The organism is Glaesserella parasuis, from assembly GCF_017352235.1.
Classification (GTDB): Bacteria; Pseudomonadota; Gammaproteobacteria; order Enterobacterales; family Pasteurellaceae; genus Glaesserella; species Glaesserella parasuis.
In genome coordinates this window covers 98,082-124,427 of the sequence record NZ_CP071487.1, presented here as the reverse complement: position 1 = coordinate 124,427, position 26,346 = coordinate 98,082, and the positions used below count along the sequence as shown (strand labels likewise).

The 26,346-nt window shown below is 40.6% G+C and carries 22 protein-coding genes, 1 tRNA gene and 3 pseudogenes; 17 read left to right on the top strand and 9 right to left on the bottom strand.

Annotation, left to right across the window (positions count from 1 at the left end):
* Nucleotides 1–117 precede the first annotated feature (117 nt).
* The gene (gene selB, locus J1G47_RS00660; protein WP_207326688.1) at nucleotides 118–1,968 is read right to left on the bottom strand and encodes a selenocysteine-specific translation elongation factor; all 1,851 of its coding nucleotides are present in this window, start codon (nucleotides 1,966–1,968) and stop codon (nucleotides 118–120) included.
* On the bottom strand, nucleotides 1,965–3,350 hold the full coding sequence (selA, locus tag J1G47_RS00655) for an L-seryl-tRNA(Sec) selenium transferase (RefSeq protein ID WP_207326687.1): 1,386 nt from the start codon (nucleotides 3,348–3,350) through the stop codon (nucleotides 1,965–1,967). The genes selB and selA overlap by 4 nt, the downstream gene beginning before the upstream one ends.
* A gap of 64 nt (nucleotides 3,351–3,414) precedes the next feature.
* Here selA and J1G47_RS00650 point away from each other — a divergent pair.
* The 12 genes and pseudogenes from J1G47_RS00650 to J1G47_RS00595 all read left to right on the top strand — a co-directional run bounded on the left by J1G47_RS00650 (nucleotide 3,415) and on the right by J1G47_RS00595 (nucleotide 12,711).
* A tRNA-Sec gene (locus J1G47_RS00650) sits at nucleotides 3,415–3,509 on the top strand.
* 293 nt (nucleotides 3,510–3,802) lie between these two features.
* Nucleotides 3,803–5,062, top strand: a complete 1,260-nt coding sequence (locus J1G47_RS00645; protein ID WP_207326841.1) for a tyrosine-type recombinase/integrase — start codon at nucleotides 3,803–3,805, stop codon at nucleotides 5,060–5,062.
* 216 nt (nucleotides 5,063–5,278) lie between these two features.
* Nucleotides 5,279–5,959: a hypothetical protein gene (locus J1G47_RS00640; protein WP_207326686.1), complete on the top strand. Its 681-nt coding sequence runs from the start codon at nucleotides 5,279–5,281 to the stop codon at nucleotides 5,957–5,959.
* A 44-nt stretch (nucleotides 5,960–6,003) separates the two neighbouring features.
* The gene (locus J1G47_RS00635; RefSeq protein ID WP_016527735.1) at nucleotides 6,004–7,212 is read left to right on the top strand and encodes an IS256 family transposase; all 1,209 of its coding nucleotides are present in this window, start codon (nucleotides 6,004–6,006) and stop codon (nucleotides 7,210–7,212) included.
* A gap of 237 nt (nucleotides 7,213–7,449) precedes the next feature.
* Nucleotides 7,450–7,656 carry a helix-turn-helix transcriptional regulator gene (locus J1G47_RS00630; RefSeq protein WP_202115716.1) on the top strand — a complete coding sequence of 69 codons (207 nt, stop codon included), beginning with the start codon at nucleotides 7,450–7,452 and terminating at the stop codon, nucleotides 7,654–7,656.
* Between the two features lie 16 nt (nucleotides 7,657–7,672).
* Nucleotides 7,673–8,023 carry a hypothetical protein gene (locus J1G47_RS00625; protein WP_075592434.1) on the top strand — a complete coding sequence of 117 codons (351 nt, stop codon included), beginning with the start codon at nucleotides 7,673–7,675 and terminating at the stop codon, nucleotides 8,021–8,023.
* Nucleotides 8,011–8,424 carry a terminase small subunit gene (locus tag J1G47_RS00620; protein ID WP_010787351.1) on the top strand — a complete coding sequence of 138 codons (414 nt, stop codon included), beginning with the start codon at nucleotides 8,011–8,013 and terminating at the stop codon, nucleotides 8,422–8,424. The genes J1G47_RS00625 and J1G47_RS00620 overlap by 13 nt, the downstream gene beginning before the upstream one ends.
* Nucleotides 8,425–8,525: 101 nt before the next feature.
* Nucleotides 8,526–8,789, top strand: a pseudogene (locus J1G47_RS00615) (Rha family transcriptional regulator); the annotation flags it as partial.
* A 7-nt stretch (nucleotides 8,790–8,796) separates the two neighbouring features.
* Nucleotides 8,797–10,983 (top strand): DUF927 domain-containing protein, encoded by a 2,187-nt coding sequence (locus J1G47_RS00610; protein WP_207326685.1) that lies wholly within the window; start codon nucleotides 8,797–8,799, stop codon nucleotides 10,981–10,983.
* A 656-nt stretch (nucleotides 10,984–11,639) separates the two neighbouring features.
* A complete protein-coding gene (locus tag J1G47_RS00605; RefSeq protein WP_005713045.1) occupies nucleotides 11,640–11,909 on the top strand; it encodes a type II toxin-antitoxin system RelE family toxin in 270 nt (89 codons plus the stop codon).
* A gap of 27 nt (nucleotides 11,910–11,936) precedes the next feature.
* Nucleotides 11,937–12,332, top strand: coding sequence for a helix-turn-helix domain-containing protein (locus J1G47_RS00600; protein ID WP_016527749.1), 396 nt, complete (start codon nucleotides 11,937–11,939; stop codon nucleotides 12,330–12,332).
* A 220-nt stretch (nucleotides 12,333–12,552) separates the two neighbouring features.
* Nucleotides 12,553–12,711 (top strand): hypothetical protein, encoded by a 159-nt coding sequence (locus J1G47_RS00595; protein WP_010787342.1) that lies wholly within the window; start codon nucleotides 12,553–12,555, stop codon nucleotides 12,709–12,711.
* A gap of 802 nt (nucleotides 12,712–13,513) precedes the next feature.
* Here the strand turns inward: J1G47_RS00595 and J1G47_RS00590 are convergent.
* From J1G47_RS00590 to def, 4 genes are all read right to left on the bottom strand, one after another.
* Nucleotides 13,514–13,819 carry a hypothetical protein gene (locus J1G47_RS00590; protein WP_021110192.1) on the bottom strand — a complete coding sequence of 102 codons (306 nt, stop codon included), beginning with the start codon at nucleotides 13,817–13,819 and terminating at the stop codon, nucleotides 13,514–13,516.
* The gene (locus J1G47_RS00585) at nucleotides 13,779–13,922 is read right to left on the bottom strand and encodes a hypothetical protein (RefSeq protein WP_010787341.1); all 144 of its coding nucleotides are present in this window, start codon (nucleotides 13,920–13,922) and stop codon (nucleotides 13,779–13,781) included. Before J1G47_RS00585 ends, J1G47_RS00590 begins: the two co-directional genes overlap by 41 nt.
* Nucleotides 13,923–14,013: 91 nt before the next feature.
* Nucleotides 14,014–14,940, bottom strand: a complete 927-nt coding sequence (rfaD, locus tag J1G47_RS00580; protein WP_035525215.1) for an ADP-glyceromanno-heptose 6-epimerase — start codon at nucleotides 14,938–14,940, stop codon at nucleotides 14,014–14,016.
* Nucleotides 14,941–14,951: 11 nt separating this feature from the next.
* A complete protein-coding gene (gene def, locus J1G47_RS00575) occupies nucleotides 14,952–15,464 on the bottom strand; it encodes a peptide deformylase (RefSeq protein WP_005712670.1) in 513 nt (170 codons plus the stop codon).
* 335 nt (nucleotides 15,465–15,799) lie between these two features.
* Between def and dprA the strand changes: the two genes are divergently transcribed.
* The 5 genes from dprA (at nucleotide 15,800) to J1G47_RS00550 (ending at nucleotide 24,652) form a co-directional block, all read left to right on the top strand.
* On the top strand, nucleotides 15,800–16,927 hold the full coding sequence (gene dprA / locus J1G47_RS00570) for a DNA-processing protein DprA (RefSeq protein ID WP_207326684.1): 1,128 nt from the start codon (nucleotides 15,800–15,802) through the stop codon (nucleotides 16,925–16,927).
* 52 nt (nucleotides 16,928–16,979) lie between these two features.
* Nucleotides 16,980–17,816: a heme/hemin ABC transporter substrate-binding protein gene (locus J1G47_RS00565; protein WP_080697472.1), complete on the top strand. Its 837-nt coding sequence runs from the start codon at nucleotides 16,980–16,982 to the stop codon at nucleotides 17,814–17,816.
* Nucleotides 17,816–18,802, top strand: coding sequence for a FecCD family ABC transporter permease (locus J1G47_RS00560; RefSeq protein WP_021115109.1), 987 nt, complete (start codon nucleotides 17,816–17,818; stop codon nucleotides 18,800–18,802). Before J1G47_RS00565 ends, J1G47_RS00560 begins: the two co-directional genes overlap by 1 nt.
* Nucleotides 18,802–19,590, top strand: coding sequence for a heme ABC transporter ATP-binding protein (locus J1G47_RS00555; RefSeq protein ID WP_035495893.1), 789 nt, complete (start codon nucleotides 18,802–18,804; stop codon nucleotides 19,588–19,590). The genes J1G47_RS00560 and J1G47_RS00555 overlap by 1 nt, the downstream gene beginning before the upstream one ends.
* 610 nt (nucleotides 19,591–20,200) lie before the next feature.
* Entirely contained in the window at nucleotides 20,201–24,652 is a 4,452-nt protein-coding gene (locus tag J1G47_RS00550; protein WP_207326683.1) for a YadA-like family protein, read from the top strand.
* A gap of 63 nt (nucleotides 24,653–24,715) precedes the next feature.
* Here J1G47_RS00550 and J1G47_RS00545 read toward each other — a convergent pair.
* The 3 genes and pseudogenes from J1G47_RS00545 to rpoH form a co-directional block, all read right to left on the bottom strand.
* Nucleotides 24,716–24,999, bottom strand: a pseudogene (locus J1G47_RS00545) (transposase); the annotation flags it as partial.
* Nucleotides 24,990–25,148: pseudogene (locus tag J1G47_RS00540) on the bottom strand (IS256 family transposase); the annotation flags it as partial. The pseudogenes J1G47_RS00545 and J1G47_RS00540, both read right to left, overlap by 10 nt.
* A 241-nt stretch (nucleotides 25,149–25,389) precedes the next feature.
* Nucleotides 25,390–26,337, bottom strand: coding sequence for an RNA polymerase sigma factor RpoH (gene rpoH / locus J1G47_RS00535; RefSeq protein ID WP_005711000.1), 948 nt, complete (start codon nucleotides 26,335–26,337; stop codon nucleotides 25,390–25,392).
* Nucleotides 26,338–26,346: the final 9 nt, after the last annotated feature.

Below are 26,346 nucleotides of genomic sequence, written 5' to 3'. Positions count from 1 at the left end.
TAGCGTCATATGGTCTTAAAGCCTCATATGCTTCTTGCAATGAAATTTTAGCCTCACATCATAAAATTCTCAGATTTTATTCCTCGTCTCCGTGCATGGTAGTACTCTCTATAGTTCCTAATAAGTATCCCTATCCCTCAACAAATGAACATTCCCCTTACGGCGTAAGAAGCCTGAACGGTCGAAGTATTCGATCAGTTGTACAGTCACTTTACGCCCATATTGAATTTCATCTCTAAGCTGATTTACCGAAATTTCACCGTGTTGTTCAATGAAATTTTTGATAAGCTGAGCAAATGCACTGATCTGTTCGTGTAATAGGAAACGGTCTTTGACAATCGGCACTAAATAGCCCAACTTCCCTGCTTTATATAGCAAGTTACGCATTTCAGTTTCATCTATGGACAGTTCGGAAGCAATATCTCTAACCCATAAGGCTTGATTGGTTCGTTCAAATAGCGGTCGGATTTCTGCCCAAATTTGCAATTCAGCATCATTGAACTCAATTCGATGCGTTGAGGTATGGATCCAACCGCGTGTTTGTGCCAAAGTGTTATCGGCAATCAGTTCGTCAATGAGGGCAAAGGCAAGTTGTTCTGATAACTCTAACGTAGCAATACGATGTAAACGAGCCTTTGTCACTCCAAGCTGATCGCTATGTTGTTGGTGATACTCTTCGAGCGTCGCCACAATATGTTGCTGGATCTGAGTTTTAAATGCCCCGTTAAACAGGTGATTAGAGTTGAGATAGTAATCCGATTTTTCCGCCAGTTTTTCTAAATCACGAATAAAAATCTGCTCTGCCCACAGTAGTTGGGTTAAATTCACCGCTTTATGTTGCAGGTAGAGTGCAATACGTTCTTGATAGCTCGTGCAGTTAGCTAACTGTGAGAGATAACTCAAGCGTGCTTCGCTACGTTTATGGCGTTTTGGTGAGTGGATTTCGATCACTTCCGCACCAGCAAGGGTTTGACTATCGTCGCCACTACGCAAAATAAGTTTGTCTTGCAAAGCAATGTGTAACGGCGTATCTAAAATCAGTTCGGCTATCGCTGTATCATCAGCAAGACATTGGCTTCTATCCAGTAAATTTAATTTTGCGGTAGTGTGACTGGCAAAGTGATAGAGATGCACAACACTGTTTTCTTTTAAAGCTTGGGCTGTCGTTAGGCGAACGGTAATGCGGTCACAAGCAAATTGGGGATCCTGCTGTGTAATCCAGTCGCCACGTTCAATCTGCTCTTTTTCCACATTGGCGATATTTAAGGCTAAACGTTGCCCTGCCACCCCGATTGACGCTTCGTTATTTTGGGCGTGAATGTTTTTTATCCGCACTTTCTGACCGCTTGAGAGATAAAATTCATCACCGATAGCCACTTTCCCAGCGACTGCAGTCCCTGTTACTACCAAGCCTGCACCTTTCACATTAAATACACGGTCAATCGCATAGCGGAACGGTTTATCTATTTGTGTGCTTTGGTGATTAAGGCTGATCAGATAGTGCTTTAACGGCTCAATTCCCTCGCCTGTCTGAGCCGAAGTCACAAAGAAATGTGCTGAAGCTAAAAACGGATAACGCTGTTTTAATTGTTCGATCAGCTGGGTTATACGAGTAGCTTCTGCTCTGTCCGCTTTGGTGAGTACGACAATAATCTGCTTAAAATTCAACAGGCGAAGAATAGCAAGGTGTTCTTCCGTCTGCGGTTTAATCCCCTCGTCTGCCGATACAACCAACAAAGCGTGTTGGACACCGCCAAGACCTGCCAGCATATTAGACAGAAATTTTTGGTGGCCTGGAACATCAATAAAACCCAAAATATCATTTTCAATCGGCAAATAAGCATAGCCAAGATCAATCGTCAGCCCCCGTTTTTTCTCTTCTGGCAAGTGAGCGGTGTGAGTGCCCGTTAAGGCGTATAAAAGTGATGTTTTGCCGTGATCGACGTGTCCTGCGGTGACGATGATCATAGTTCCTCCAACATAAAAATAAGCACCTCAAACTCCGCCACACTTCTCACATCTAGCCACATTTTTTGTTGTGCAAAACGAGCAATAATCGGGTTTGGATAGGTTTTAAACTGTTTTTCTAATTCAAGTAAATCGCTCTGTTTGTCTGCCGAAATAGTCACAGCAAGCGATGGGATTTTTTCCGTTGGCAAGGCACCGCTACCGATTTGAGCTTCACTCGGTTCGATTTGCAAAATATAGCGCTGATCTAACCGCTTGTAGAGCGCCTCTTTTAAACGTTCTGCTTTCTGTTGCAGACCATCAAGGGATTGTGTTAGCAAGTGCAGTGTCGGTAGCTCGTCCGTTAAACGATCAGGGAAAAGATAGTGGCGTAACGTAGCTTCTAAGCCTGACAAAATCACTTTATCACAACGCAAAACCCGTTTGAGTGGGTGCTGTTGAAGTTGATCGATAAAGGCTTTTTTCCCAACAATAATCCCAGCTTGTGGACCGCCAAGTAGTTTATCCCCTGAAAACGAAACTAAATCCACACCTGAAGCGACTTTTTGTTGCATTATCGGCTCGGCAGGTAGGTTGAGGGCTTGCATATCGGTGAGCGAGCCACTGCCTAAATCGCTAATCACAGGTAGATTAAACTCTTGCCCTAATGCCACCAACTCTTCTTCACTCACACTCGAAGTAAAACCTTGAATTTGGTAATTACTGGTGTGAACTTTCATTAAAAATGCAGTATTTTCGTTGATTGCGTTGCGATAATCTTTTAAATGGGTGCGATTTGTTGTACCCACTTCAACCAACTTGCACCCTGCTTGAGCCATAATGTCAGGGATACGGAAAGCACCGCCTATCTCAATTAATTCGCCACGTGAGATAATCACTTCTTTGCCTTGAGCAAAAGTAGCCAACATTAACAATACGGCAGCCGCATTGTTATTGACCACGCAAGTCGCTTCCGCCCCTGTCAGTTGTTGCAACAGCTCAGAAATATAGAGATCACGGTGACTGCGTTTACCTGCTTCAATATCGAACTCTAACGCCACATTATTTCGCATTGCATCGGTAGCAGCTGAAATCGCTTGTTCCGACCACAAGCCACGACCAAGATTGGTATGCAAAACCGTTCCTGTCAGGTTAAACACAGGTTTCATTTTAACTTGAGCAAGGCTTTGCAAGCGGTGAGTTAATTCGTTAAAAAGCGTATGTTCTGTTTGTAGAAAGTCAGGCAGACTTTGATGTTGCTGAATATGTTGGCGAGCTTGTTCAATCAGTAAACGAGCTTGAGCAACAAAGGCTTGATGTCCGAATTGTTGAATTAAATCAGCACCTTGTGATGTTTTTAGCAGTTTATCAATTGCAGGAATTGAACGAAATAGTGATTGCATAGCAGAGATCTGTCAGAAATTTTGCACAATTCTAATAAATTCAGTAGAATAGTGCTACTTTTTCGGAGGTGTGTCATATCCGGTGATGTGGCAGGACTTCAAATCCTGTTGAGGACGCCGGCGTTCTCGGGTGGGTTCAACTCCCATACGCCTCCGCCAACTCACTTATCTACACGTATCTCAACGTAAACCAACCTAACAAAAAACCTTGCAAATACTAGCTTTTTAATCTTTTTATTGTCTCCCTGCGTCTCTCAATGTATCCTATCATCACAAAAAAATAGTAACAAGATTAGTAACAAGATTTTGCCTTTTGTGTTGGCTACTCCCAAAAAACCATCTTTTATTTAAATAACCTTGTTACTATTTTTAGTTTAGAGCTAGATATATCAATGCTTAGGAAGATTTATTGGACTGGTAAAACCTTGTTACTTCCTTGTTACTTTTTACGGATTTTTAAGATGAAATACAAGCTAGTCGATACGCAGATCAGACAAGCAAAACCCAAAGATAAAGATTATCCACTATCTGACGGTGGCGGATTGCGTTTAATTGTTAGAAAGAGCGGGGCTAAAGTGTTTGTTTTTAACTATTACAAACCATACACCAAAACGAGAACAAACTTCACTATAGGGGAATACCCTGAAATCTCTTTAATACAAGCAAGGAAAGAACACGCAAAAGCAAGGGCGTTACTTGCTCAAAATATCGATCCTGTTAGACAAAGGGAACTAGATAAGCAAGAGCAAGCGAATAGATTAGAATTAACTTTTGAAAAAATGGCTGTGAAGTGGTTCGAGGATAGAAAACTTAAAGCTGACTTTTCAGAACGAACTGCAAAAGATACATGGGCTTTATTTAAACGCCACATCCTCCCACATTTTGGCAATTATCCTATTTCAGAAATAACCCCACTTATTGCAATTAATGCGTTAAAGCCTTTAGAGAGAGCAGGGAAACTTGAAACTATACGCAAAACTATCGCTAAAATTAACGAGGTAATGCGTTACGCTTTACACCGTGGGCTAATAGCAACTAATAACCTTTCTGACATTGGTAAAGAATTTGATAAACCAACTCCACAAAGTATGAACACAATTCAACCTGACGAATTAGCGGAATTTCTACAGGCTTTCTATCAAAAACGAGATAAGGGGCGTTTTGGTTTAAATGTGTTTTATGCTGTGATGTTGGTTCTGTTAACAGGTGGCAGACCCTCTGAAATTGCAAAAGCAAAATGGGAAGATATAGACGAAAAAGAAAGGTTATGGGCTTATCAAGTACAGAAAGGGAATAAGAACTTACCTGAGGGCAGAACGCACATTGTTACGCTATCACGCCAATCTATTGAGCTTTTAAACAAGATGAGGCATTTTAATGAGGTAGTAAACGCCAATATTCAAAGTCCTTTTGTTTTTGCTAGTGTTGCTTCAAAGAAAACAGGGCATTTATCTATAGAAACAATGCGTAAAGCAATTATTAAATCCATTGGTGAAGATCGGCTAACCACTCACGGCATCCGCTATTTGTTCAGTACATCACTCAACGAGCAGAATTTTAATGCGGATTGGATAGAGCGAGCTTTATCGCACAAAGATAGAAATCGAATACGAGGCAGTTATAACAAAGCGAACTACTTAGAGCAACGTTTTGATATGTTGCAACATTGGGCGGATTATGTGGAAGAATTAGCACCAAAACCATTTTTATAAGTACCGATTAAGCCTAGTTTTACAGCTAGGCTTTTTTATTGTGATTTTTTTACAAAATTTTTTCTTTTTAAAATCAATAACCAACACGAAGGGAAAAGAGTTCTCAAAAAGTCAATATGATGAATTTTTCAAAAGCCTATGTAAAATAATAACTGTTTATAAACACACATAAACGGACATAATAAAAATAAAACAGGCTTAACACAGGGGATAGTTATGAACACACCCAAAGAAAAAAACAATCTTATATCTGAAGCAGTACAATATGAAGTAGCACAACATATTGGAGAGCAGTATATTGAAGATTTAGAGGAGGACTATATAACGCCTTTCCTTTTGGAAAAGAGAAAAAATCTTAATTCTAATGAGCATTTATATCTTTATCGTTATCAGATTTATTTTTCAACTTATGAAGCCGCTTCAATTCTATTCGGTTTAAATCCTTGTGATGTTGGTAATGATATTCTTAATCAAGATTTTAAATCTGCTCAAACTATCCTAGAGCAATATATTAAAAGTGGACTATTGAGAAAATCATCAATAGAAATAGAACACAATAGTGAGCTAGGTGATGTAAAAATAGTGAACATTCATAGGGAAGATCTAGAACTTTTTGCAGATAAAATGGGCTTTAAAATCGAACCATTCCCAGACATTCCTATTTTTTATGATGATAATAAAAAAGAACCTGAACAGGTACAAAATACGCATTTAATAGATGAGGATATAGGAACATTCACATATAAACCCGACACTTTGATGAAATTTATAGAAGATATTATTAACCCTGATTTACTAGACAATGGGAAAATTCCATCATACAGCAAATTACATACTAAAATTTCACTCACACATAAAAATAGAGACGTAGTCGAGCCTCTCCCACAATTTGTGTAAATACCTGTTTCTGAGATAATACATTCAGACACAGGTATTTTATTATGAACGAAAAACAACTTCACGCCTTGGCAGCGGAATTTGCCAAAAACCTAAAAACACCAGAAGACCTCAATCAATTTTCACGGATGCTCAAGAAAATCACCGTCGAGGCTGCGTTAAATGGTGAACTGACCGACCATCTTGGTTATGAAAAACATCAGCCTAGAAAAGGTAAAAATGCACGTAACGGTTACACATCTAAGACCGTCATTTGTGATGAAGGTGAGATAGAAATTGAGACGCCTCGTGACCGTGACGGCACCTTTGAACCGCAACTTATCAAGAAAAACCAAACCCGCATCACAGGAATGGATGAGCAGATTATTGCCTTATATTCCAAAGGGTTAAGTAATCAGGAAATCGTTGAAATGTTCAAAGAACTCTATGATGCGGATGTGTCAAGCAGCCTGATTTCTCGCGTTACCGACGCCGTGAAAGAACGCGTAATGGAATGGCAAAATCGCCCACTTGATGCGGTTTATCCAATTGTTTACCTAGATTGTATCGTAGTGAAAGTACGCCAAGATGGACGAATTATCAACAAATCCGTGTTTGTTGCCTTGGGTGTGAATCTTGAAGGACATAAAGAGTTATTGGGGCTTTGGATTGCTGAAAATGAAGGTGCGAAGTTCTGGGCGAATGTGCTGACAGAGCTTCAAAATCGAGGCTTAAAAGACATTTTTATTGCCTGTGTAGACGGTTTAAAAGGCTTCCCGGAAGCCATCAATGCAGTCTATCCTAAAACGAAAATTCAGCTTTGCATTGTGCATTTAGTGCGTAACAGCTTGAAATTCGTTTCGTGGAAAGATTACAAAGCCGTCACCGCAGATTTAAAGCAGGTTTATCAGGCCCCGACGGAAGCACAAGCTCGCGAAAATCTGACCGCACTTTCGCAAAAATGGCAGGCAAAATACCCGCTTGTGGCGAAAGGCTGGGAAGATAACTGGGCAAATATTGCCACATTTTTTGATTATCCGGCTGATATTCGTAAAGCGATTTATACCACGAATGCTGTGGAATCGCTTAATAGCGTGATTCGTCGCGTGATTAAAAAACGAAATGTATTCCCGACGGATGATTCAGTTTTCAAAGTGATTTGGCTTGCGATTAAAGATGCATCAAAAAAATGGACAATGCCGATTCAGAACTGGAAACTGGCGATGAATCGATTTATGATTGATTTTGGTGATCGCTTAGACGATCACCGTTAAGTTGAAATGGGTGTTTACACAGAATTTGGGATAGGGTCGACGTAGTCTCAAAAAACACCATTAAAAAATATTTATCGCAATAAACTATACCGCCTTTATGGCGGTTTATTTTTATCTCTCTCAGTTCATTAGTTCAATGAACCAGTTCATTTGTTCATTATCCCCAATAGCACAAACTTCATTTCTACAATACTCCTACATTTCCAACCGTAAACCAACATAAACAGGGGTATTTATATGAAACAAATTCAAAACCAAACCACAACCGAAGCCGTAGAGAAACGTTACTCAATGGCGGAATTAAGAGCATTAAGCGGAGTATCACACGCTTTCATTTATCGACACATTAAAAACGGGAAATTAGCACAGCCTGAGAAATGGGGGCGTTCTTCTCGTTGGAAAGAGAGCGATGTAAAAGCGTGGTTGGCTTCATTCCAACAATAAGACGAGGTAACATCTTATGAAACAACTTATCTACCCAACCCGAAAAGCAAAATCTATCACCGCACTACTAGAACACCCACAAGGGATTAGCGGGCGAGAGATTGACTTTAAATACTTCATCAATAGCGGGCGTAATGAGGTGACGGAATTACCAAGATTACACAATATCGCCATTCACAAAACCGAAAGACCAAACCAATACGGAACAGGGACTTACACGATTTACCGCTTACCCAATACAAAAGAAGCCTTGAAAGCTATCACCTTGCTAAATGGTGAGCGTGCTAAATGTGGTTTACCAATGCTGACCGAGTACGAAACACAACGCTATTTATCACAGTTTAAGGGGGAGCAATGCCAACCTTAGACAGACCAAAGCAAGAAAATTTTGCTCAGTATTTTGTAGAAACGGGCAACGCAAGCGAAGCCTATCGCAAGGCTTATAAAGCGGATGGAATGAAACCCGAAACGGTTCACCGCAAAGCAAAAGAGCTAATGGATAACGGCAAGATTACGGCAAGGATTGAGGAACTACAAGCTGAACACATAGAGCGACACAAACTAACCGTAGATGATTTACTAGATGAGCTAGAGGTAGCCAGAGAAAAGGCTTTAGAACGTGGGCAGTTAAGCGTTGCAGTATCAGCCACAATGGGTAAAGCCAAATTGCTAGGGTTAGATAAGCAAGTTATCGACCATACAAGCTCTGACGGTTCACTTCGCCCTACGGTTATTGAGTTGGTAGCACCAAATGAAAGTACAGCCTAGGGGGTTTTACTCAAAAATGAGAAAAACACTAGAACCTGAGAAAACCTGAGATTTAAGGGGCAACAGAACCTTACAAAACCTGACATTTAAGGAACAACCCAATGAAAACAGAACTATTAAACGCAGTATTCCCAAAGGTATTTCACAAAGAAAGCGTATCTATGACTGATACGCTAAAAGTGGCGGAATACTTTGGTAAACGACACGACAACCTATTACAAATCATCAAAAATCTAGGTTGCTCTGATGAATTTCGCCACCTTAATTTTAAGGAGGCTAAATATATCGACGAACAAGGCAAAGCTAGAAAGATGTACCTAATGACCCAAGACGGCTTTACGTTGTTAGTGATGGGCTTAACAGGGGGCGAAAATGAAAGCATTCACTAAGCTAAAAAACGCCCCAAATATGAAACTGCAAAAACCAAATGCGGAAAATGCCTTTATCATTATCGGCTCTCAAGCGTGGGATTTTGCCAAAGCTCCACCAGCTGAACGTTCACAGGACGAGATAGCACTTGATGATGTGTTACCACAGGGCGAGAAATCGCCCCCTATTGTGCTGACAGGTGAGGTTTTGGAAAACGTTCATCAATACCGCATAGCACCTAAAAAGGCTTATATCATCACGATACAGCGAGCTAATCACGGTGAAGATGTAAGCGGTAAGATTATGGCTAAACTTTACTTAAACCTTGCTAAGAATACACAGGCTAAAATCATTCACTACATTGACGAAGCCGAGCAACACCTTGAAGATTTAAGCGGATATATCGAATGCATTCGACAAGGTGGAGCAATAGCGGAAAACGTGGCGGAAATGACCGCTAGTGATGATGTGAATGCTGACATAGATAAACATAAACCCTATATCGAAAAACGCACAGAGAACGGCATAGAAGGGCTTTATCGCATTACCCCGAAATATGACAAGGACACAGGCGGACTGCTATCAGAGCGTACAGAATGGCTTTCTGATGTGATTTCTGTAGTAGGTATAGGGCAAAGTGAAGCTGAACATTATCTCGTGCTAGAGTGGACGCCTGAGGGCAAATCGCAACCAATCAAAGAGGCGTTATCCTTGGGGGATTTAGGCGAACGGGAGGGATGGCGACAGCTCAAAGCAAAAGGGCTACGCTTAACTACTCGCACCTACCTACGCAACGAGCTAGCGGACTATTTACAAAGTAGCGGTAAGCGTACCCTATGGCACATCACCAACGCTACAGGGTGGCATAATGGGGCTTATATTTTGCCAAATGGGGAAGTATTAGGCGAACCTGAAACACCCGTGCTATTTAATCGTCAATCCGCCACCGCCAGTGGATACGACACCAAAGGCACAATAGAGAGCTGGAGGCAAGAAATCGCCGATAACGTGCGAGGTAATCCGTCAATGATGTTAGGCGTGGCTTGTGCTTTATCTGCCCCGATAATGAACATCATAGAGGCTGAGAGCTTTGGAGTTCACTTATTCGGTGGCTCAACCGCAGGCAAAACCACCACCGCTAACATTGCCAGCAGTCTATACGGACACCCTGACAAAATCCGCCTATCGTGGAATGCGACAGGGTTAGGTTTAATTAATGAAGCCTCAGCAAGAAATGATAACTTTATGCCCCTTGATGAAATCGGGCAAGGCTCAAACCGCAAGTACATAGAGCAAACCGCCTACGCTTTATTTAATGGCGTGGGGAAAATACAGGGAGCGAAAGACGGCGGTAATAGAGAGCTTCAACGGTGGCGGATTATGGCGTTTTCGACGGGTGAGATTGACCTAGAGGGCTATTTGTCGATGGGAGGCATTAAGACAAACGCAGGGCAATTAGTCCGCTTGTTGAATGTGCCTATCACAAGGGCGAAAGTCTATCATTCATTCTCTGACGGCAAGGCACACGCCGACCATTTAAACTATGCGAGCAAGCAACACTACGGAGCTGTTGGTAGGGCGTGGATTGAATGGCTAACAGTGGCGGACAACCAGAAAACACTGATTAGCGTTCATAGCCAAATAAAAGCCAAGTGGCTAGACCGCTTACCAAGCGACGCAAGTCCACAGGTTCAACGAGTGGCCAGCCGTTTCGCTATCCTTGAAACCGCCTTACAATTAGCGAGCTTTCTCACAGGGTGGGACACTTCCGCCAACGGTGAAGCCTTACTACATTGCTTCAATGAATGGATTAATATATTCGGGCTACATAGCCAAGAAGAAAAGCAAATCATTGAGCAAGTGAATGGTTGGTTATTAGCGAATGCGGAGGGGCGGTTTATCGAATACCCAAACAACCCCGAACAGCGAGCCATCTCGAATATCGCAGGCTATAAAATCATTCCTCAACGAGATAATGAGATAGAGAGCTTTTATCTGTATCCATTAGCTTTTGAGGAAGCGATAAAGGGACACCCAAAGGAGCAGGCTTGTAAAATCCTATCAGATAAAGGAATGCTATCTAAGGGCGAAAATGGCTATAGATACTTAGTAAGAATACCAAGCAGGATAGATCCGAAACGTACAAGATGTTATCTCGTTTTCCCACTTGTTGAAAGTGATGAAGCATAAAAATCATAACAAACCATATCATTAAGTGCTTTTTGTGGTCTGTATGCTACATTGGTGATTTAAGAGCTTTCCAGAGATGGTTAGCTCTCTTTTTTTATCTTTGCAAAAAAATTTTTTTCATGCGCGTAGTTTTTTAGTAGTCCAATTAGTCCAAAATACCTATTAAAAAAATAATATCTTTATTTATCAATATATTACATAAAATTCATTGGACTAATTTGGGGTCGTTTTGGACTAATTTTAGGGCATTTTGGACTAATTTTGGGGCATTTTGGACTACTCAAAAAATGAACAATAAGAGTATTTTGTTAGTTTTGGACTAATTTTGGACTACATTGGACTACTCAATTAGTCCAAAAAATGCCACTTAAGTGTTTGATTTTAAAGGATTGGACTAATTGGACTACTGTTTTTTACTAAATATAAAAAAAATTTTTTTGAAAGCGTAAAAGTGGCGGTAGGGTGGCGTTTTGGTTTCTGCGGATAATATCCCTTTTTATGCTACACATTTTGGCGGAATTTCGGAGCAGTACGCACGATGCTTGGTTAGGTTCGATCATTACTAATAAATAAGATAATTATAAGATAAAGATTGAATATATTTATAGAGTATCTTATAATTATTCTATTGAAAGGGTAATCTTAGGGGTTATAAAATGGCTGTGATTAGATGGGCAAGCAGGGCAAGCAAACAGATAAGAACTATTGATAGCCGATACCTTGACCGAATTATTGAAAAAATCGAAGCGTTACAACAATTTCCAAATGTTCAAGCAGATATTATCGAACTGAAAGGCGAGCAAAACAAAGGCAAGTTTAGAATGAGAGTGGGATTTTATAGGGTAATTTTTAAAGTAGTGAACAATAAACCGATTATTATCGAAATCCAAGAGATTAAGAAGCGAGACGAGCGGACTTATAACTAGAGCTATAAAACACAGGAGCAAGAAATAATGAGCAATTTACAATATATCAGAGATAACAGCGGTAAGCCTTTATATGTGATTTTACCTATGGCGGAATATGAAAAGTTAGTAGATGTAGACGAGTACGGCTTTAGGATAGAGGAGGAGGATGACGAAGAATGGGAAAGCCTACCCTACGAGCAAAGCGATAATGACGATGCGTTAATTCCTCATGAGGTTGTTATGATAATGATTAAACATAACGTAAACCATTTAGGAGCGTGGCGGATTTATCGCAACCTATCACAGCAAGAAGTAGCGGACAAAGTGGGGATTTCTCAAGGGGCTATTTCTCAAATGGAACGAAGCGACAGCAAGCCACAGAAAAAAACGCTAGAACGCTTCTCAAAAATCTATGATTGCGATGTTAAGCAGATGTACTAAATAATAAGCCTTACATTTTTTGAATGTAGGGCTTTTTTGTGGGCTTTAAGAATTAGGGGCTTTATACAAAATTATACATAGGAAATATAATTATATATTTGCTCCAAATAAAAAGGTACTCCCGACGGGGTGGGGCTTTCCACGGGGTTACGGGCTCGTGGTTTTCGGCAATTTTTCGGGGTTCTAGCCATCATCATCTTTTGATTAAAAGTGAATAATTATGCCTAGAATGATGGCGGTAGATGTTGAATTTGCTGATACTGGTTTTCTTCAGTCTCTTAAAATTGCAAGGCGTGTTATTTTAAGTAAATGGATTATCCTAAAATTAAATCGTTATACAAGTGATAAACTTCAAAATGCTGTAGTGTTTAGCCGCTAAAAAATGATTAAATAATAATCTATTTAGGGGTATGAAATGAAAAATAGTAACAAGATTAGTAACAAGATTTTAAGTTACAAAAATAAAATCTTTAAATTTCAATATATTAGAGGGTGAGTTGGACTCCCATACGCTCCGCCAACTCAAGTTTCTACACGTATCTCAACGTAAACCAACCTGACAAAAATAGCCTTCTAATAATCGCTTTCTGAGTGGAATGGATTGCATAACAGAATTAGTCTACCTTTTTTCTATAAAAAGCTGGCAAGACCACAAGAATAGATTATTACTATAAATAAGATATTAATTAAATTTACAAGAATATTCGGGATAGTAAATAGTTAGATAATATTTAATCGTCTGATTATGCTATTTTCACTATTTGTAATATTATTACTTTGTTTGCCTAAAAAAGATGTTAGAAAATCGCTTCCAGTCGTAAAAAGCGCCGAAATGGTGTTTACGATTTTGTTTTTTATCATTGTAAAAATGGACTTCAGGCTGAATAAACACTCAATCTTTCCAAATTGGTTGCTGCCAGTTGATGAAAGGTCCGTAGTGAGTTAGAGCCGCTTTTTTCTTATTCATGTTACCGCCAACAAATAAACCATAGCTCAATTTTTTTATAGCCCGCAAAATCGTGCTGACGATATAAGCTATTTCCCGATTCAACATTCTCATCTAAATCACGAGTATATTGTAGAAAGGTATGATTATTGATAAAAACCTGAGGTTTCCACTGGAATTTATTTTCAAAATTAGTGCGGAGATAGTGCTTGCTTTCTATACCGTATCGATAAATTTACTCTAATCGAGTAGAAAATACCTCATTGTGTTGCCAGGTTTTAGCTACTTTGAAACGTAAGAATATGTCTGTCCCAGAACGAATCCCTAAATCCACATCAGTATCAATCCCTAATGCTTTAACACCTTTAGACCAACGTAATGCTAAAGACGCATTATCATTTCGTATCTGTTTACTATCATACTTTTTATGTCTACTTAATAGTGATCGATAATTACGCTGCAACTGATTTTGATCCTGAGCGTGGTTATCTAAATCTTCATCACCAAATACGACACTCAAATGCTGTTTTAATGCTGGCAAGCTGATCTTGTAATTTTATTCGTTGATGATCTACCCAAGTTGGGTTTGCTTTAGTTACTAAAGGTAATGCAAGCAAAGAAAATGCGATGAGATTATATTTCATAAAATACCTTCTCCATTTGGGATTTTAATGGAATTCACTACATCTAAAAGACAAAGCGGTAAGATTTCAGCTCAATCTTACCGCTTACATTTTATCTATTCAACCACTCCATATAAGCCTTAGTCCCCTCTGCAACGGTTTTAAACGGCTTATCATAACCTGCCGCACGCAGTTTGGTTAAATCAGCTTGGGTAAAGGTTTGGTAACGAGATTTTAAATGATCTGGGAATGGAATAGTTTCAATTTGCCCTTTTTGATGGAACGCCAACACCGCATCAGCAACGGCACGGAAAGACTCCGCATTGCCTGTACCCAGATTGAAAATACCCGAAATCCTATTTTGCCACGCCCAAATATTCACCTGAGCGACATCTTCCACATACACAAAATCACGCAAAAATGTTTCCGAACCTTCAAATAGTTTCGGATTTTCGCCTTTAAGAATTTGCGTATTCAAATGGAACGCCACACTTGCCATCGAGCCTTTATGCTGTTCGCGTGGACCATACACATTGAAATACTTAAAGCCACACACTGGCGACTCTGCCTCAGGCAAAATTTTACGCACATATTCATCAAACAAAAATTTAGAATAGCCATAAACATTTAACGGCTGTTCAAATTTTCTCTCTTCAATAAAGTTGTCCGAACGACCGCCGTAGGTCGCCGCACTTGACGCATAAAAGAAAGGAATTTGGCGATCTAAACAGAAATGCAACAACTCTTTAGAATACTCATAGTTGTTCTGCATTAAGTATTTACCGTCCCACTCCGTCGTTGCTGAACAAGCCCCCTCGTGGAAAATCGCATCAATCTCACCAAAATCATCGCCTGCAATAATAGATGCAATAAAATCTTCTTTATCACAATAATCTGCAATGTCTAAATCGACTAAATTAACAAACTTCTCACCATTTTTCAGGTTATCCACCACTAAAATATCGGTTCTACCGATAGCATTTAACGCCTTAACAATATTGCTACCGATAAAGCCAGCACCTCCTGTTACAATAATCATTGTCTTCTCCTTTATTTCGCACGCTCAATCTGTTTTTTCAGTTTGAGCATTTTTTCTTTGATACGTTGGCGTTTAAGTTGGGAAATATGATCCACAAACAACACACCATTTAAGTGATCGATTTCGTGCTGAATACAAATGGCTAACAAACCATCTGCTTCAAGCGTAAACGTTTGACCTTCACGATTTAACGCTTTAACTGTCAATTTCTCTTTGCGTGGCACTAAAGCTCGACAACCAGGAATAGACAAACACCCTTCTTCAATACCCGTTTCGCCACTGCTTTCCAAAATCTCAGGGTTAATCAACACGATTTGATTAGTTTTATCCCCTTCAATATCAATAGTAATCACACGTTTAAGCACATTGACTTGCGGTGCAGCAAGCCCGATCCCCTCGTGTTCATACATTGTGTCAAACATATTATCAATAAAGGTATTTAGTTCTGCGTCCACCGTTTCTACGGGTTGGCAAACCTTAGCCAAATTCTCATCTGGGTAAATTAAAACGTCTAAAACAGCCATTTTTGCGATCTCCGTCGAAAAATTAAAAAGAATATGTTGGCTATTTTAAACTTTTTATTAGGATTAGGGAAATGTATGTAGAAGGGAGCTTACCATTAATATATTTTTCTAGCCTCTAGCTATCCCCCTCTTTAGCAAAGAGGGGCTAGGGGAGATTTGGCAGACGAATAAACGAAGTGAGTGATTAAAAAGCCCTTAGTTTTTTTATTATTGATTGCCAAATAAATTATTTTCTTCGTTATTTACTTCTGTCAAATCTCCCCCAACCCCTCTTTTCTAAAGAGGGGAGTGAGATCGAAGTAAATTTAATATTTCTACGATAAGGTAAATAATAAATGACACATCTCACAAAATTATTAGCCCTGTTACAAGTGCCACAGCTTGGCGCGCAACGTATCGGGCGGTTACTCTCGGAAGTGGACTTTGGCGAATTTTGTCAATATGACAAAACCGCATTAAAGCAAATGGGCTGGAATGAACGGCAAATTCAGCGTTGGTTTAATCCTGAGCATAAATGGATCGATCAGGCGTTGCAATGGGCGGAACAGGATCAGCAACGGATTTTAACTTTATTTGACGAAGATTATCCTTTCTTGCTGAAGCAGATCAGCACCGCTCCTCCAGTGCTTTTTGTGCGGGGGAATGTTGAAAGTTTATCGTTACCGCAGATAGCCATCGTTGGCAGTCGAGATTATTCCCACTATGGCGAACACTGGGCTGGGCATTTTTCGGCGGAATTAGTGAAACATCAACTTGCTGTCACTAGTGGTTTAGCCATAGGCATAGACGGATTTTGTCATCAGCGTGCGGCCAATGAAAACGGGATTACTATTGCGGTTTTAGGCAGTGGTTTAGACCAAGTTTACCCTGCTCGCCATAAAAAACTTGCTGAACAAATCGTTGAAACAAGCGGTGCGTTAGTGTCGGAATTTTTCCCTAGCCAGCCACCGATTGCTGAGAATTTCCCTAGACGAAATCGTATTATCAGCGGATTATCGCTAGGCACATTGGTTATTGAAGCAACAGTGAATAGTGGTTCGCTCATCACTGCTCGTTATGCGTTAGAGCAAGGACGAGAAGTTTTTGCATTGCCAAACTCAGTACAAAACCCGTATAGCGAAGGGTGCCATAAATTGATTAAAGAAGGAGCATTACTGGTTGAAAATGTTGAAGATATTTTAGAAGCGATTGCGTGGCAACGGCAGTCAGTGCATATTCAACCAAGTCTATTTGATACGAAACCTAAACAAGCGGTGAAATCTGCCCCAAAATTGGCAAAAAAACTACCTGAACTGACCGCTTGTCAGCAACAACTGTTTGAACAGATTAGCCTTGAGCCGATCAGCATTGATGATCTTGCCAAAGCGACGGATATGGCGGTAGAAACCGCATTGATTGAGCTGTTGAGTTTGGAGTTGTTGGGCGTAGTGAAGCAGGTGAGTGGAGGCTATATAATCACTTGATAATAATTCTCAATAATATAAAATGAGAACCTTTATCATTTAGGAGGTTTATATGCCATTCATTCGATTTTTCTGCTTTCTCACCGCTTGTTTTGCAATTTCGACAACTGTACAAGCTAAAAATGAACGAGTAATCAGTATTGGGGGCGATGTCACCGAAATTATTTATGCCTTAAATGCAGAACAAAATTTAATTGGGCGTGATAGTACAAGTCTTAATCCCCCACAGGTGAAAGCATTGCCCGATATTGGTTATATGCGACAGTTAAACACGGAAGGTATTTTGGCATTAAAACCAACTAAAGTGATTGCGAGTGAGGTTTCGCAGCCATCTATTGTATTAGAACAACTGAAATCTGCTGGTATTCAGGTGGAACTCGTACCGCTTAAATATAGCCCTGAAAGTGTCGTAGAAAAAATCAAACGCATTGGTGACATTGTCGGTAAGCCACAACAAGCGGCTACTTTAGCAGATAAATTTACCCAAGAAATAAATGCGGTCAATAAATCTCCACTTGATGTCAATATTTTATTTATTCTCAATCGAGCTGGCATACATCAAATGGCGGCTGGAAAAGGTACAGTCGCAGATACAGCTATTCGATTAATTGGAGCAAAAAATGCAATGAAAGATGCAGTAAGATTTGCTCCGATTTCTCAAGAAGGAATTATTTCAGCAAATCCTGATTTAATCGTGCTTAGCCATTTGAGTTTGGAGAATTTTAAATCTCCCGATGAAATTTGGACATTACCTGGACTTGCACATACCAACGCAGGAAAACATAAGCGATTAGTTGTTGTTGATGATATTGCGTTTCTTGCTTTCGGATTAACAATGGGGCAAGAGCTACAAAAAATGCGTACTGCGGCTGAACAAGTGGTGAAATAATGTCCCGTTCCCTTTGGCTGATCTCACTACTTATCGTATTACTGCTTGTGGCTCTTATTGCAACAAATGTCGGGGCATTTTCTTTGATGTGGCAAGACTTAATTGCAGCAGACCTAAACAGTAATGTGTGGCAAATATGGTTAAATATTCGTTTACCTCGTATTTTACTCGCCATTATCGTTGGTTTAGCCCTTGCGGTTTCTGGCACGGTATTTCAGGGGTTATTTCATAATCCGATGGCAGATCCTGCATTAATTGGTGTAAATAGCGGGGCAAGCCTTGCTGTCGCCCTCTCTATTCTGTTGCCAAATATTTTACCAACAGAGTGGGGCATTTATAGCACAATGCTTTTTGCTTTTATGGGTAGTCTTGCTGTAACTGGGTTTATCTATGCCTTAAGTCATCGTACTCAAGCCTCTATGCAAAAATTGTTATTGGCAGGTATTGCAGTGAACGCACTTTGTTTTGCTATTGTCGGAATGCTGACATATATCAGTAACGATCAGCAACTTCGTCAATTTACACTTTGGACAATGGGAAGTTTAGGACAAGCACAATGGCAGCCGTTATTTATTGCAAGTACGCTGATTTTACCCGCCTGTTTATATTTGTTTACTCTCGCTCAGAAGCTCAATGTGTTACAACTTGGTGATGAAGAAGCTCATTATCTTGGCATTAATGTACTACAACTAAAACGACTGTTGATGTTACTTGGGGCATTATTAGTAGGCTCTGCCGTAGCAGTGAGTGGTGCGATTGGGTTTATCGGTTTAGTCATTCCTCACCTTGTTCGCTTTAAATTAGGTGCTGATCATCGTTGGGTTCTACCTGCTTCGGCTCTTTGTGGAGCAATCTTGCTACTTATTGCTGATACCTTTGCTCGAACTGCATTTGCTCCAGCGGAATTGCCTGTCGGTATGATTACCAGTTTTCTTGGCGCACCTTATTTTCTGTGGTTAGTCGTTCGTTATAGGGAGGTAAATTAATGTTGCAATCAGACCGCTTGCTGATCGCTGATAAGCTCACATTAACGATTAATCAGTGTCTTTTGTTAGACAATATCTCTTTAGCGTTACCACAAGGTAAGGTGACAGTGCTGATTGGTCCTAATGGTGCGGGCAAATCCACACTGCTACGCCTATTATCAGGCTACCTCTCGGCAAAAAGCGGAGAAGTGCGTTTGTATAATAAAGGTATAGATCAATTCTCTTTAGCTGAATTGGCTCAACATCGTGCCGTAATGCGACAACATAGCCTACTCAATTTTCCTTTTTCTGTGGAAGAGGTGATTAGAATGGGAGGCTATCATCGAAGCCAAACGGAAGTCGATCAGCATTTAGAACAGGTGATTACGGTGACAGAATGTGCGGCTTTGCGAGATAAGGCTTATCGACAGCTCTCTGGCGGTGAACAACAACGCACACAACTAGCTCGAGCGTTGTTACAACTTTGGAGTGAAGATATGCGAGGTAAATTGCTATTTTTAGATGAGCCAACCTCAGCCTTTGATCTTTACCATCAGCAACACTGCCTACGTTTACTCAAAAATCTATGCCAAAAGAAAGGGCTAACGGTCTGTTGTATTTTGCACGATCTCAATTTAGCCGCGTTATATGGAGATCAACTGATTTTACTGGCAGAACAGCACATTCAAGCCTGTGGCAGTGCAACAGAGGTTATCCGAAAAGAGATTATTCAAAAATGGTATAAAGCGGAAGTTGCTGTTTTTCCTCATTTTGCTACCCAAGCTCCGCAAATACAACTTTCTCTTTAAAATGAAAGATTATACCTTGACAAAATATAGCACTCAAATAAAACGATAATTATTATCAATTAACATGTAAAATTGCTATGCTGTGTTCATCAATTCGCAGGTTAATGATGATTAGCCTGTTTTTTAGGCATAGTAGACAAAAGTGTTGGTTTTAATTATTTCCCCTAATTATTACCAACTCTTTTTATTCAAAAAATCCTTTATAAACATAATCTTATGCTTTTTCGTTAATCCATTATGAACCGATAATTTCTGCTTCAGTTCTTTAAATAACCCTTCCAACCTATTTGTTGTTTTTTCTATATTTAAATGAGTATATTCTTCAAAAGTGAGCTTAAAGCCTTGTACTATAAGGCTTTAGCCCACTTTTTACCAACATTGTCTACTATGCAAAATATCCTATCTAAATCACCGCTTTCATTAGATTTCCGCCTATTATTTCTAGCTTTTATTGATAAAAGTTGAAAAATTCTTGTTATTTTATTCTTAGTTTTGTGTAACTCTTGTTTTTTTTTTTTTTTACAATAGCGTGCGGGGGCATTTGTACATCCTGAAAATGTAAATAAAGGTTTACGATGTTTTATTAGGAAAAACAGTAGAGAAGGTTATTATGAATAAAATATTTAGAGTTATTTGGAGTCATGCTCAACAGGCTTGGGTAGTTGTATCTGAGTTAGTAAAGTCTCATACCAAAACATCCGCTTACACGGATAAAAGAGCTCAAGTATGCATCTCAGATTATTTTTTAGATAAACAGCAAGATAAATTTAAATTAAGTCTTTTAAGTCTAGTATTACTAGGTATATTTTTTAGTCCAGTAGGTTTAGCTGTATTTATTCAGGATGGTTCTACTAATGTAGCGCCTTCCTATGACAACGGTGTTATTGGTATTGGTCATAGGAGTTATGCTGGGAATAGTTCTGTTGTTATCGGTAAGTATGCAGAAGGTAGAGATACTGTTGCTGTTGCGATAGGTTATAGCGCTCAAGTAGTCGGACATGATGGCGTAGCCGTTGGGCCAAACGCACAAGCACGCTATCGTTCTGTGGCTTCTGGTTATTATGCAAAAGCGTTAGGTCAAAGATCGGTTGCGATTGGTGATAGTGCCGAGGTAAATAGTGGTGCTACTAGAGCAATCGCACTTGGTCACAATTCGATTGTTACCGTTGCCGGTGGTGTGGCATTGGGTTATGGTTCTAATGCAAGTACAGCTGGCGGTGTAGAGGGGTTAAAACAAGATTATTCAGTTGTTACTGGGGAGAAATCGGAAGCTAATGGCTTTAAATCAACAGAAAAGGTTAGTAATAATGCTATTGGTGCGGTTTCTGTGGGTAATGACAAAATCAAACGCCAAATCGTCAATGTGGCGGCAGGTAAAGAAGATACTGACGCAGTAAACGTGGCTCAGCTTAAATCACTCACCATGCAAACAGGAGGCGATGACAGCAGCAGTGGCAAGGTAGGCATTTGGAGTGGCAAACTTGAAGTTAAGGTCACTAATAATGAAATCACGACCAAAGCGGAAGGTTCAACCATCACAATATCACTAGGCGATACGATTAAAAATCAACTGTCTCAGATTGCCGATAAAATGTCATCCTTTAAGATTAAAATAGATAACAATGAAACTACAATTACGAATGGAAATACAATCCAGTTTACTGCAGGAGATAATATTAAATTAGAACACACGAGCGGAAATATTAAGATTTCTACGATTGGTAAGTTAATTACAAAGACTGAAAGCCTAGCAGATGGTGGTTTGAAAATTACTTATACGGATGGCACCAGTGATACTATTGCTAAGGGGAAAGACGGTAAAAATGGTGAGAAAGGTGATAGAGGGGAACCGGGTATTCCAGGACCTGCAGGTCCAGTAGGTCCAGCAGGACCACAAGGTGAAACTGGTCCAGCAGGTCCAGCAGGACCACGAGGAGCTGCGGGTCCAGTAGGTCCTAGAGGCGAAGCTGGTCCTGCTGGAGCAACAGGACCACAAGGTCCAAAAGGAGATAATGGATCTCCAGGTGCTAGGGGAGAGAAAGGTGAACCTGGCCCTGCGGGTCCAGTGGGTCCAGCGGGACCACGAGGCCCTGCGGGTCCAGCAGGGGCTAAGGGTGAACCGGGTCCTAGAGGTGAACAAGGGCTTCCAGGGGTAGCAGGACCTGCGGGTCCAACCGGTGCTCAAGGTCCAGCAGGGGCTAGGGGTGAACAGGGTCTAAAAGGAGATACAGGTCCAGTGGGGCCTGCTGGTCCAAAAGGAGATAATGGAGCTCCAGGTGCTAGGGGAGAGAAAGGTGAAACTGGTCCTGCGGGTCCAGCGGGTCCAACTGGACCACAAGGTGCACCTGGTCCTGCAGGTCCAAAAGGTGACCGTGGTGAAGCAGGACCAGTGGGCCCTCAAGGACCTGCGGGTGCAACTGGTCCTAAGGGGGATAAAGGTGATCCAGGACAAGCGGGTCCAGCAGGACCTAAGGGTGACAAAGGTGATACGGGTCCAGTGGGACCACAAGGACCTACGGGTCCAGCAGGACCACAAGGACCTACGGGTCCAGCAGGGGCTAATGGTGTGAAAATTACTCCAGATGCGACTACGACCACAAAAACTGAAGGTGCAGGTGCAGATACGAAAGTAACTACTGCAACAGCAGGTGCTGACGGTACAAGCATTGTTCAGAAAGATACAAATAATCAACCATTGAAATCTGCGGATTATAAACTTGATGGCACAACGGTTAAAGCCAAAGATGCAGAAGGTAATAACTTAACAACAACCGTTAAAGCAGATGGCGTAACGGCAACGGATAAAGACTCTAAAAATACTGTCAATGCAGATGGTATGACTGTTGGTCCGAAAGACGAAAATCAAACGGATAAATCAGCTGCGACTTATGGCAGAGATGGTGTAACGGTTAAAGGAAATGACGGTGCAGATGCAATTGCCTTAACTAGCAAAGAAGGTCAAGATGGTAAAACAACTAACACCTTGGCACTTAAAGGCGAAAATGGCAAAGATGCAGTAAGCATTACTTCGGGGGCAGATGGCACAGCACCAGAAATTAGCTTTGCTAAAAATGGTGAGGGTACGGATGCTAAAGGCACGGGCTCTATCACTGGCTTAAAAGATGTTGAACGTAATCCAGACGGCACGGCGAAAGACAGAACGGCTGCAGCGAATACGGGTTATGTCGATGATCGCTTAAAAGAAATCAACGATCGAAAACCGTTTGAGTACTTTGAGAAAGATTCTGTAACAGGCGAAGTAAAAACTGAAACTGTAAATGGTAAACAAGTACCAGTTACGCTTGTTCGAGGAAAAGATGGTAAATTCTATAAAGAGAGTGACTTAAAAGGGAAAGTTTTCGATCCTGCAACAAATACATATAAAAATGCAGATGGTAGACCTGCAACATTAACTGAGGTTGCTTCAAATAATGTTACTGTTCAAGCAATGCCATCTGATGCAAGCAATACACCAATTGCGATGAGCAATGTGGGAAGTGGTTTAGGTTTGAAAGATGATGCTGAATCAAATAAAACGGCACTTACCCCTGCAGATGCACAAAAAGCTATTGCTGGTGATAACAAAGACGGTAAAGGCGGCTTATTGGCTCAAACGGGTGATGCGTTAAATAATGTAGCGACAGTGAAAGATTTACAAGCCATTGCACAAGCGGGCTTAGACTTGACGGGTAACAACGCCGATACCACTGTACATCGTCCATTGGGTACGAAGTTAACCGTTGAGGGTGAAGGCAAATGGAATGGTAAGGCCTCAGCGGCTAATAACCTTTATGTGGAAGCGCAAGAGGCAGATAACAAACTTGTTGTGAAAATGAACAAGGATTTAACGAACTTAAATTCTGTGACTTTAGGCACTGCGACAATGACTGGTGATAAGAATACAATCAACCTTACTGGTGCAGGAGGGAAAGTCGAGGAAGAGTTTGTTAAATGGGACCCAGTGACTAAACAACCTATTCTTGATGAGAATGGCAATCTCCAGAAATATAAAGAGAAAGTTGATCCCCGTGTGAAACTGAGTGGTATTGCTGATGGTGATATTTCACCAAATAGTACTGATGCAGTGAATGGTCGCCAAGTTTATGTTTTAACCAATCGTATCAGGTTCTTCCACACCAATGATGGTCATAATGCAGAGGAGCAAATTAACCATAAGTCGAATACAGTGGACTCTCGTGCAACAGGTTCATACTCTACTGCAGTTGGTTACAAGGCTCACGCGAAAGGGGAGAGTTCTGTTGCTTTAGGTAACGGGGCTACAGCTGGAGAGCAAGGCGTGGCTATTGGTCACGGTGCTGTGGCGTCAGGTAAACAATCTATTTCGATTGGTACCGGCAATGTGGTGAGTGGTAATAACTCAGGTGCTATTGGTGACCCTAATACAATTAAAGCAGATCGCTCTTATGCATTAGGTAATAATAACCAAGTGAATGCAGGTCAATCTGATGTGTTTGTTGTCGGTAACAACGTGAAAAACACAACCAGCAACTCGGTATTCTTGGGAACAAACTCAGGCTATGTAGCAGCAGGTGCAACCACTGCGGGGGCAGGTGCTTTAGAAAGCCAAGTAACAGGTGGTATGTATAACGCTTACGCAGGTGGCAAAGCTACTGAAGTGAAAGGCGTGGTGAGCGTGGGTAATGTAGACAGTAATGGCAAAATGGAAACTCGTCGTATTCAAAACGTTGCACCTGGTTTAATCTCTGAGCAAAGTACCGATGCGATTAATGGTAGCCAGTTGTATAGCTTAATATCTCAGCACAAGGTGCAGATGGGCGATATTCACAATAAGATCAACCGTAATAATAAAGCTCTGCGTGCGGGTATTGCAGGTTCTAACGCCGCAGCAGGTTTACCACAGGTTTATCTCCCTGGTAAATCAATGGTTGCAGCATCAGCGGGGACTTTCAAAGGTCAATCTGCATTGGCTGTAGGTTACTCAAGAGCATCAGATAACGGCAAGCTGATCCTTAAATTACAAGGTAATGCAAATACTAGTGGTGAAATGGGCGGCTCTGTGGGGGTAGGTTATCAGTGGTAGATATGATAGGAGCTTATAACAAATTGACCCTATCCCAAATTCTGTGTAAACACCCATTTCAACTTAACGGTGATCGTCTAGGCGATCACCAAAATCAATCATAAATCGATTCATCGCCAGTTTCCAGTTCTGAATCGGCATTGTCCATTTTTTTGATGCATCTTTACAAGCGGGTATTTTGCCTGCCATTTTTGCGAAAGTGCGGTCAGATTTTCGCGAGCCTGTGCTTCCGTCGGGGCCTGATAAACCTGCTTTAAATCTGCAGTGACGGCTTTGTAATCTTTCCACGAAACGAATTTCAAGCTGTTACGCACTAAATGCACAATGCAAAGCTGAATTTTCGTTTTAGATAACCAAGATGGTCGGTCAGTTCATCATTTAACGCGGCCTCGACGGTAATTTTCTTGAGCATCCGTGAAAATTGATTGAGGTCTTCTGGTGTTTTTAGGTTTTTGGCAAATTCCGCTTCCAAGGCGTGAAGTTGTTTTTCGTTCATAATAAAATACTTGTGTCTGAATGTATTATCTCAGAAACAGGTATTTACACAAATTGTGGGAGAGGCTCACCCATTTAGCTTCATCTCACTCAATGTATAAAAGAATTGCTGAAGCATGCATTAACCTCCTCACATCTCCTTACGGAAGTAGCTTTTCGGCATAGCGTAGTAAATCCCCTATTATTGAGTATCCAAGTTTTATTCAAAGCACTAGGTATTTTTTCTATATGCCTTTTGTCTACTATGTTATATCGTAAGTAATTACATCCTTAATTTTTTTTAAAGCTTGATTTTCTAACTGTCTTACCCTTTCAGCAGAAATATTATATTGAGCCGCTAACTCGTGTAAAGTAGCCTTATTTTCATCAAGCCAACGAGTTTTAATAATATTTTGACTACGTTCATCTAGTTGTGCTAATGCATAAGCTAATTGAGCAGTTGCCCTTCCGCTATACTCTTCATATTCTAATTCATCTACAAAATTTGAAGATTCATCTTCAAGATACATGGATGGAACATAATTATCATCGTCATCATCCCCTACAGAGGTATCAAAGCCTATATCCTGTCCTACCATTCTAGACTCCATTTCTTTGACATCATCTGTAGAGACTCCCAATTCTTCTGCGACTTTTCTAATTTCCTCTTCATTAAACCATGCCAAACGTTGCTTATTTTTACGCAAATTAAAGAATAGTTTGCGTTGAGATTTTGTTGTAGCAACTTTTACAATACGCCAGTTTTTTAAAACATATTCATGTATTTCTGCTTTTACCCAATGTACCGCAAAAGAAGCAAGACGAACACCGATCTCTGGGTTAAAACGTTTTACCGCTTTCATTAAGCCAATGTTCCCTTCTTGAATTAAATCCGCTAACGGTAATCCATAACCTAAGTAACCTCTAGCGATATACACAACAAAACGCAAATGAGACATGATTAACTGCTTAGCAGCATCAAGATCTTCATCATAATAAAAGCGCTCCGCTAACTCCTTCTCTTGCTCAGCTGTTAAAACTGGATATTGATTTGCCATTCTAATATAACTATCCAGCGTCGCTCCCTGAGGCACTAACATATTATTTGTGATACAAATATTTGAGGCATTATTGTCAATATCAACTAGCTCTGCATCTTTAGAGTCAATAAATTCTGTATCATCCACTTCGAGTTCATCAAACTTTTTCATTTTCACCCC

Bases quoted from the DNA above. Each gene is read 5' to 3' on its own strand.
- J1G47_RS00625 (WP_075592434.1), top strand. From the start codon at position 7,673: ATGAAACAACTTATCTACCCAACCCGAAAAGCAAAATCTATCACCGCA.
- J1G47_RS00600 (WP_016527749.1), top strand. From the start codon at position 11,937: ATGAGCAATTTACAATATATCAGAGATAACAGCGGTAAGCCTTTATAT.
- J1G47_RS00610 (WP_207326685.1), top strand. From the start codon at position 8,797: ATGAAAGCATTCACTAAGCTAAAAAACGCCCCAAATATGAAACTGCAA.
- J1G47_RS00635 (WP_016527735.1), top strand. From the start codon at position 6,004: ATGAACGAAAAACAACTTCACGCCTTGGCAGCGGAATTTGCCAAAAAC.
- J1G47_RS00585 (WP_010787341.1), bottom strand. From the start codon at position 13,922: ATGAAATATAATCTCATCGCATTTTCTTTGCTTGCATTACCTTTAGTA.
- rpoH (WP_005711000.1), bottom strand. From the start codon at position 26,337: ATGAAAAAGTTTGATGAACTCGAAGTGGATGATACAGAATTTATTGAC.
- J1G47_RS00620 (WP_010787351.1), top strand. From the start codon at position 8,011: ATGCCAACCTTAGACAGACCAAAGCAAGAAAATTTTGCTCAGTATTTT.
- dprA (WP_207326684.1), top strand. From the start codon at position 15,800: ATGACACATCTCACAAAATTATTAGCCCTGTTACAAGTGCCACAGCTT.
- selB (WP_207326688.1), bottom strand. From the start codon at position 1,968: ATGATCATCGTCACCGCAGGACACGTCGATCACGGCAAAACATCACTT.
- def (WP_005712670.1), bottom strand. From the start codon at position 15,464: ATGGCTGTTTTAGACGTTTTAATTTACCCAGATGAGAATTTGGCTAAG.
- J1G47_RS00550 (WP_207326683.1), top strand. From the start codon at position 20,201: ATGAATAAAATATTTAGAGTTATTTGGAGTCATGCTCAACAGGCTTGG.
- selA (WP_207326687.1), bottom strand. From the start codon at position 3,350: ATGCAATCACTATTTCGTTCAATTCCTGCAATTGATAAACTGCTAAAA.
- J1G47_RS00565 (WP_080697472.1), top strand. From the start codon at position 16,980: ATGCCATTCATTCGATTTTTCTGCTTTCTCACCGCTTGTTTTGCAATT.
- rfaD (WP_035525215.1), bottom strand. From the start codon at position 14,940: ATGATTATTGTAACAGGAGGTGCTGGCTTTATCGGTAGCAATATTGTT.
- J1G47_RS00640 (WP_207326686.1), top strand. From the start codon at position 5,279: ATGAACACACCCAAAGAAAAAAACAATCTTATATCTGAAGCAGTACAA.
- J1G47_RS00630 (WP_202115716.1), top strand. From the start codon at position 7,450: ATGAAACAAATTCAAAACCAAACCACAACCGAAGCCGTAGAGAAACGT.
- J1G47_RS00605 (WP_005713045.1), top strand. From the start codon at position 11,640: ATGGCTGTGATTAGATGGGCAAGCAGGGCAAGCAAACAGATAAGAACT.
- J1G47_RS00595 (WP_010787342.1), top strand. From the start codon at position 12,553: ATGCCTAGAATGATGGCGGTAGATGTTGAATTTGCTGATACTGGTTTT.
- J1G47_RS00555 (WP_035495893.1), top strand. From the start codon at position 18,802: ATGTTGCAATCAGACCGCTTGCTGATCGCTGATAAGCTCACATTAACG.
- J1G47_RS00560 (WP_021115109.1), top strand. From the start codon at position 17,816: ATGTCCCGTTCCCTTTGGCTGATCTCACTACTTATCGTATTACTGCTT.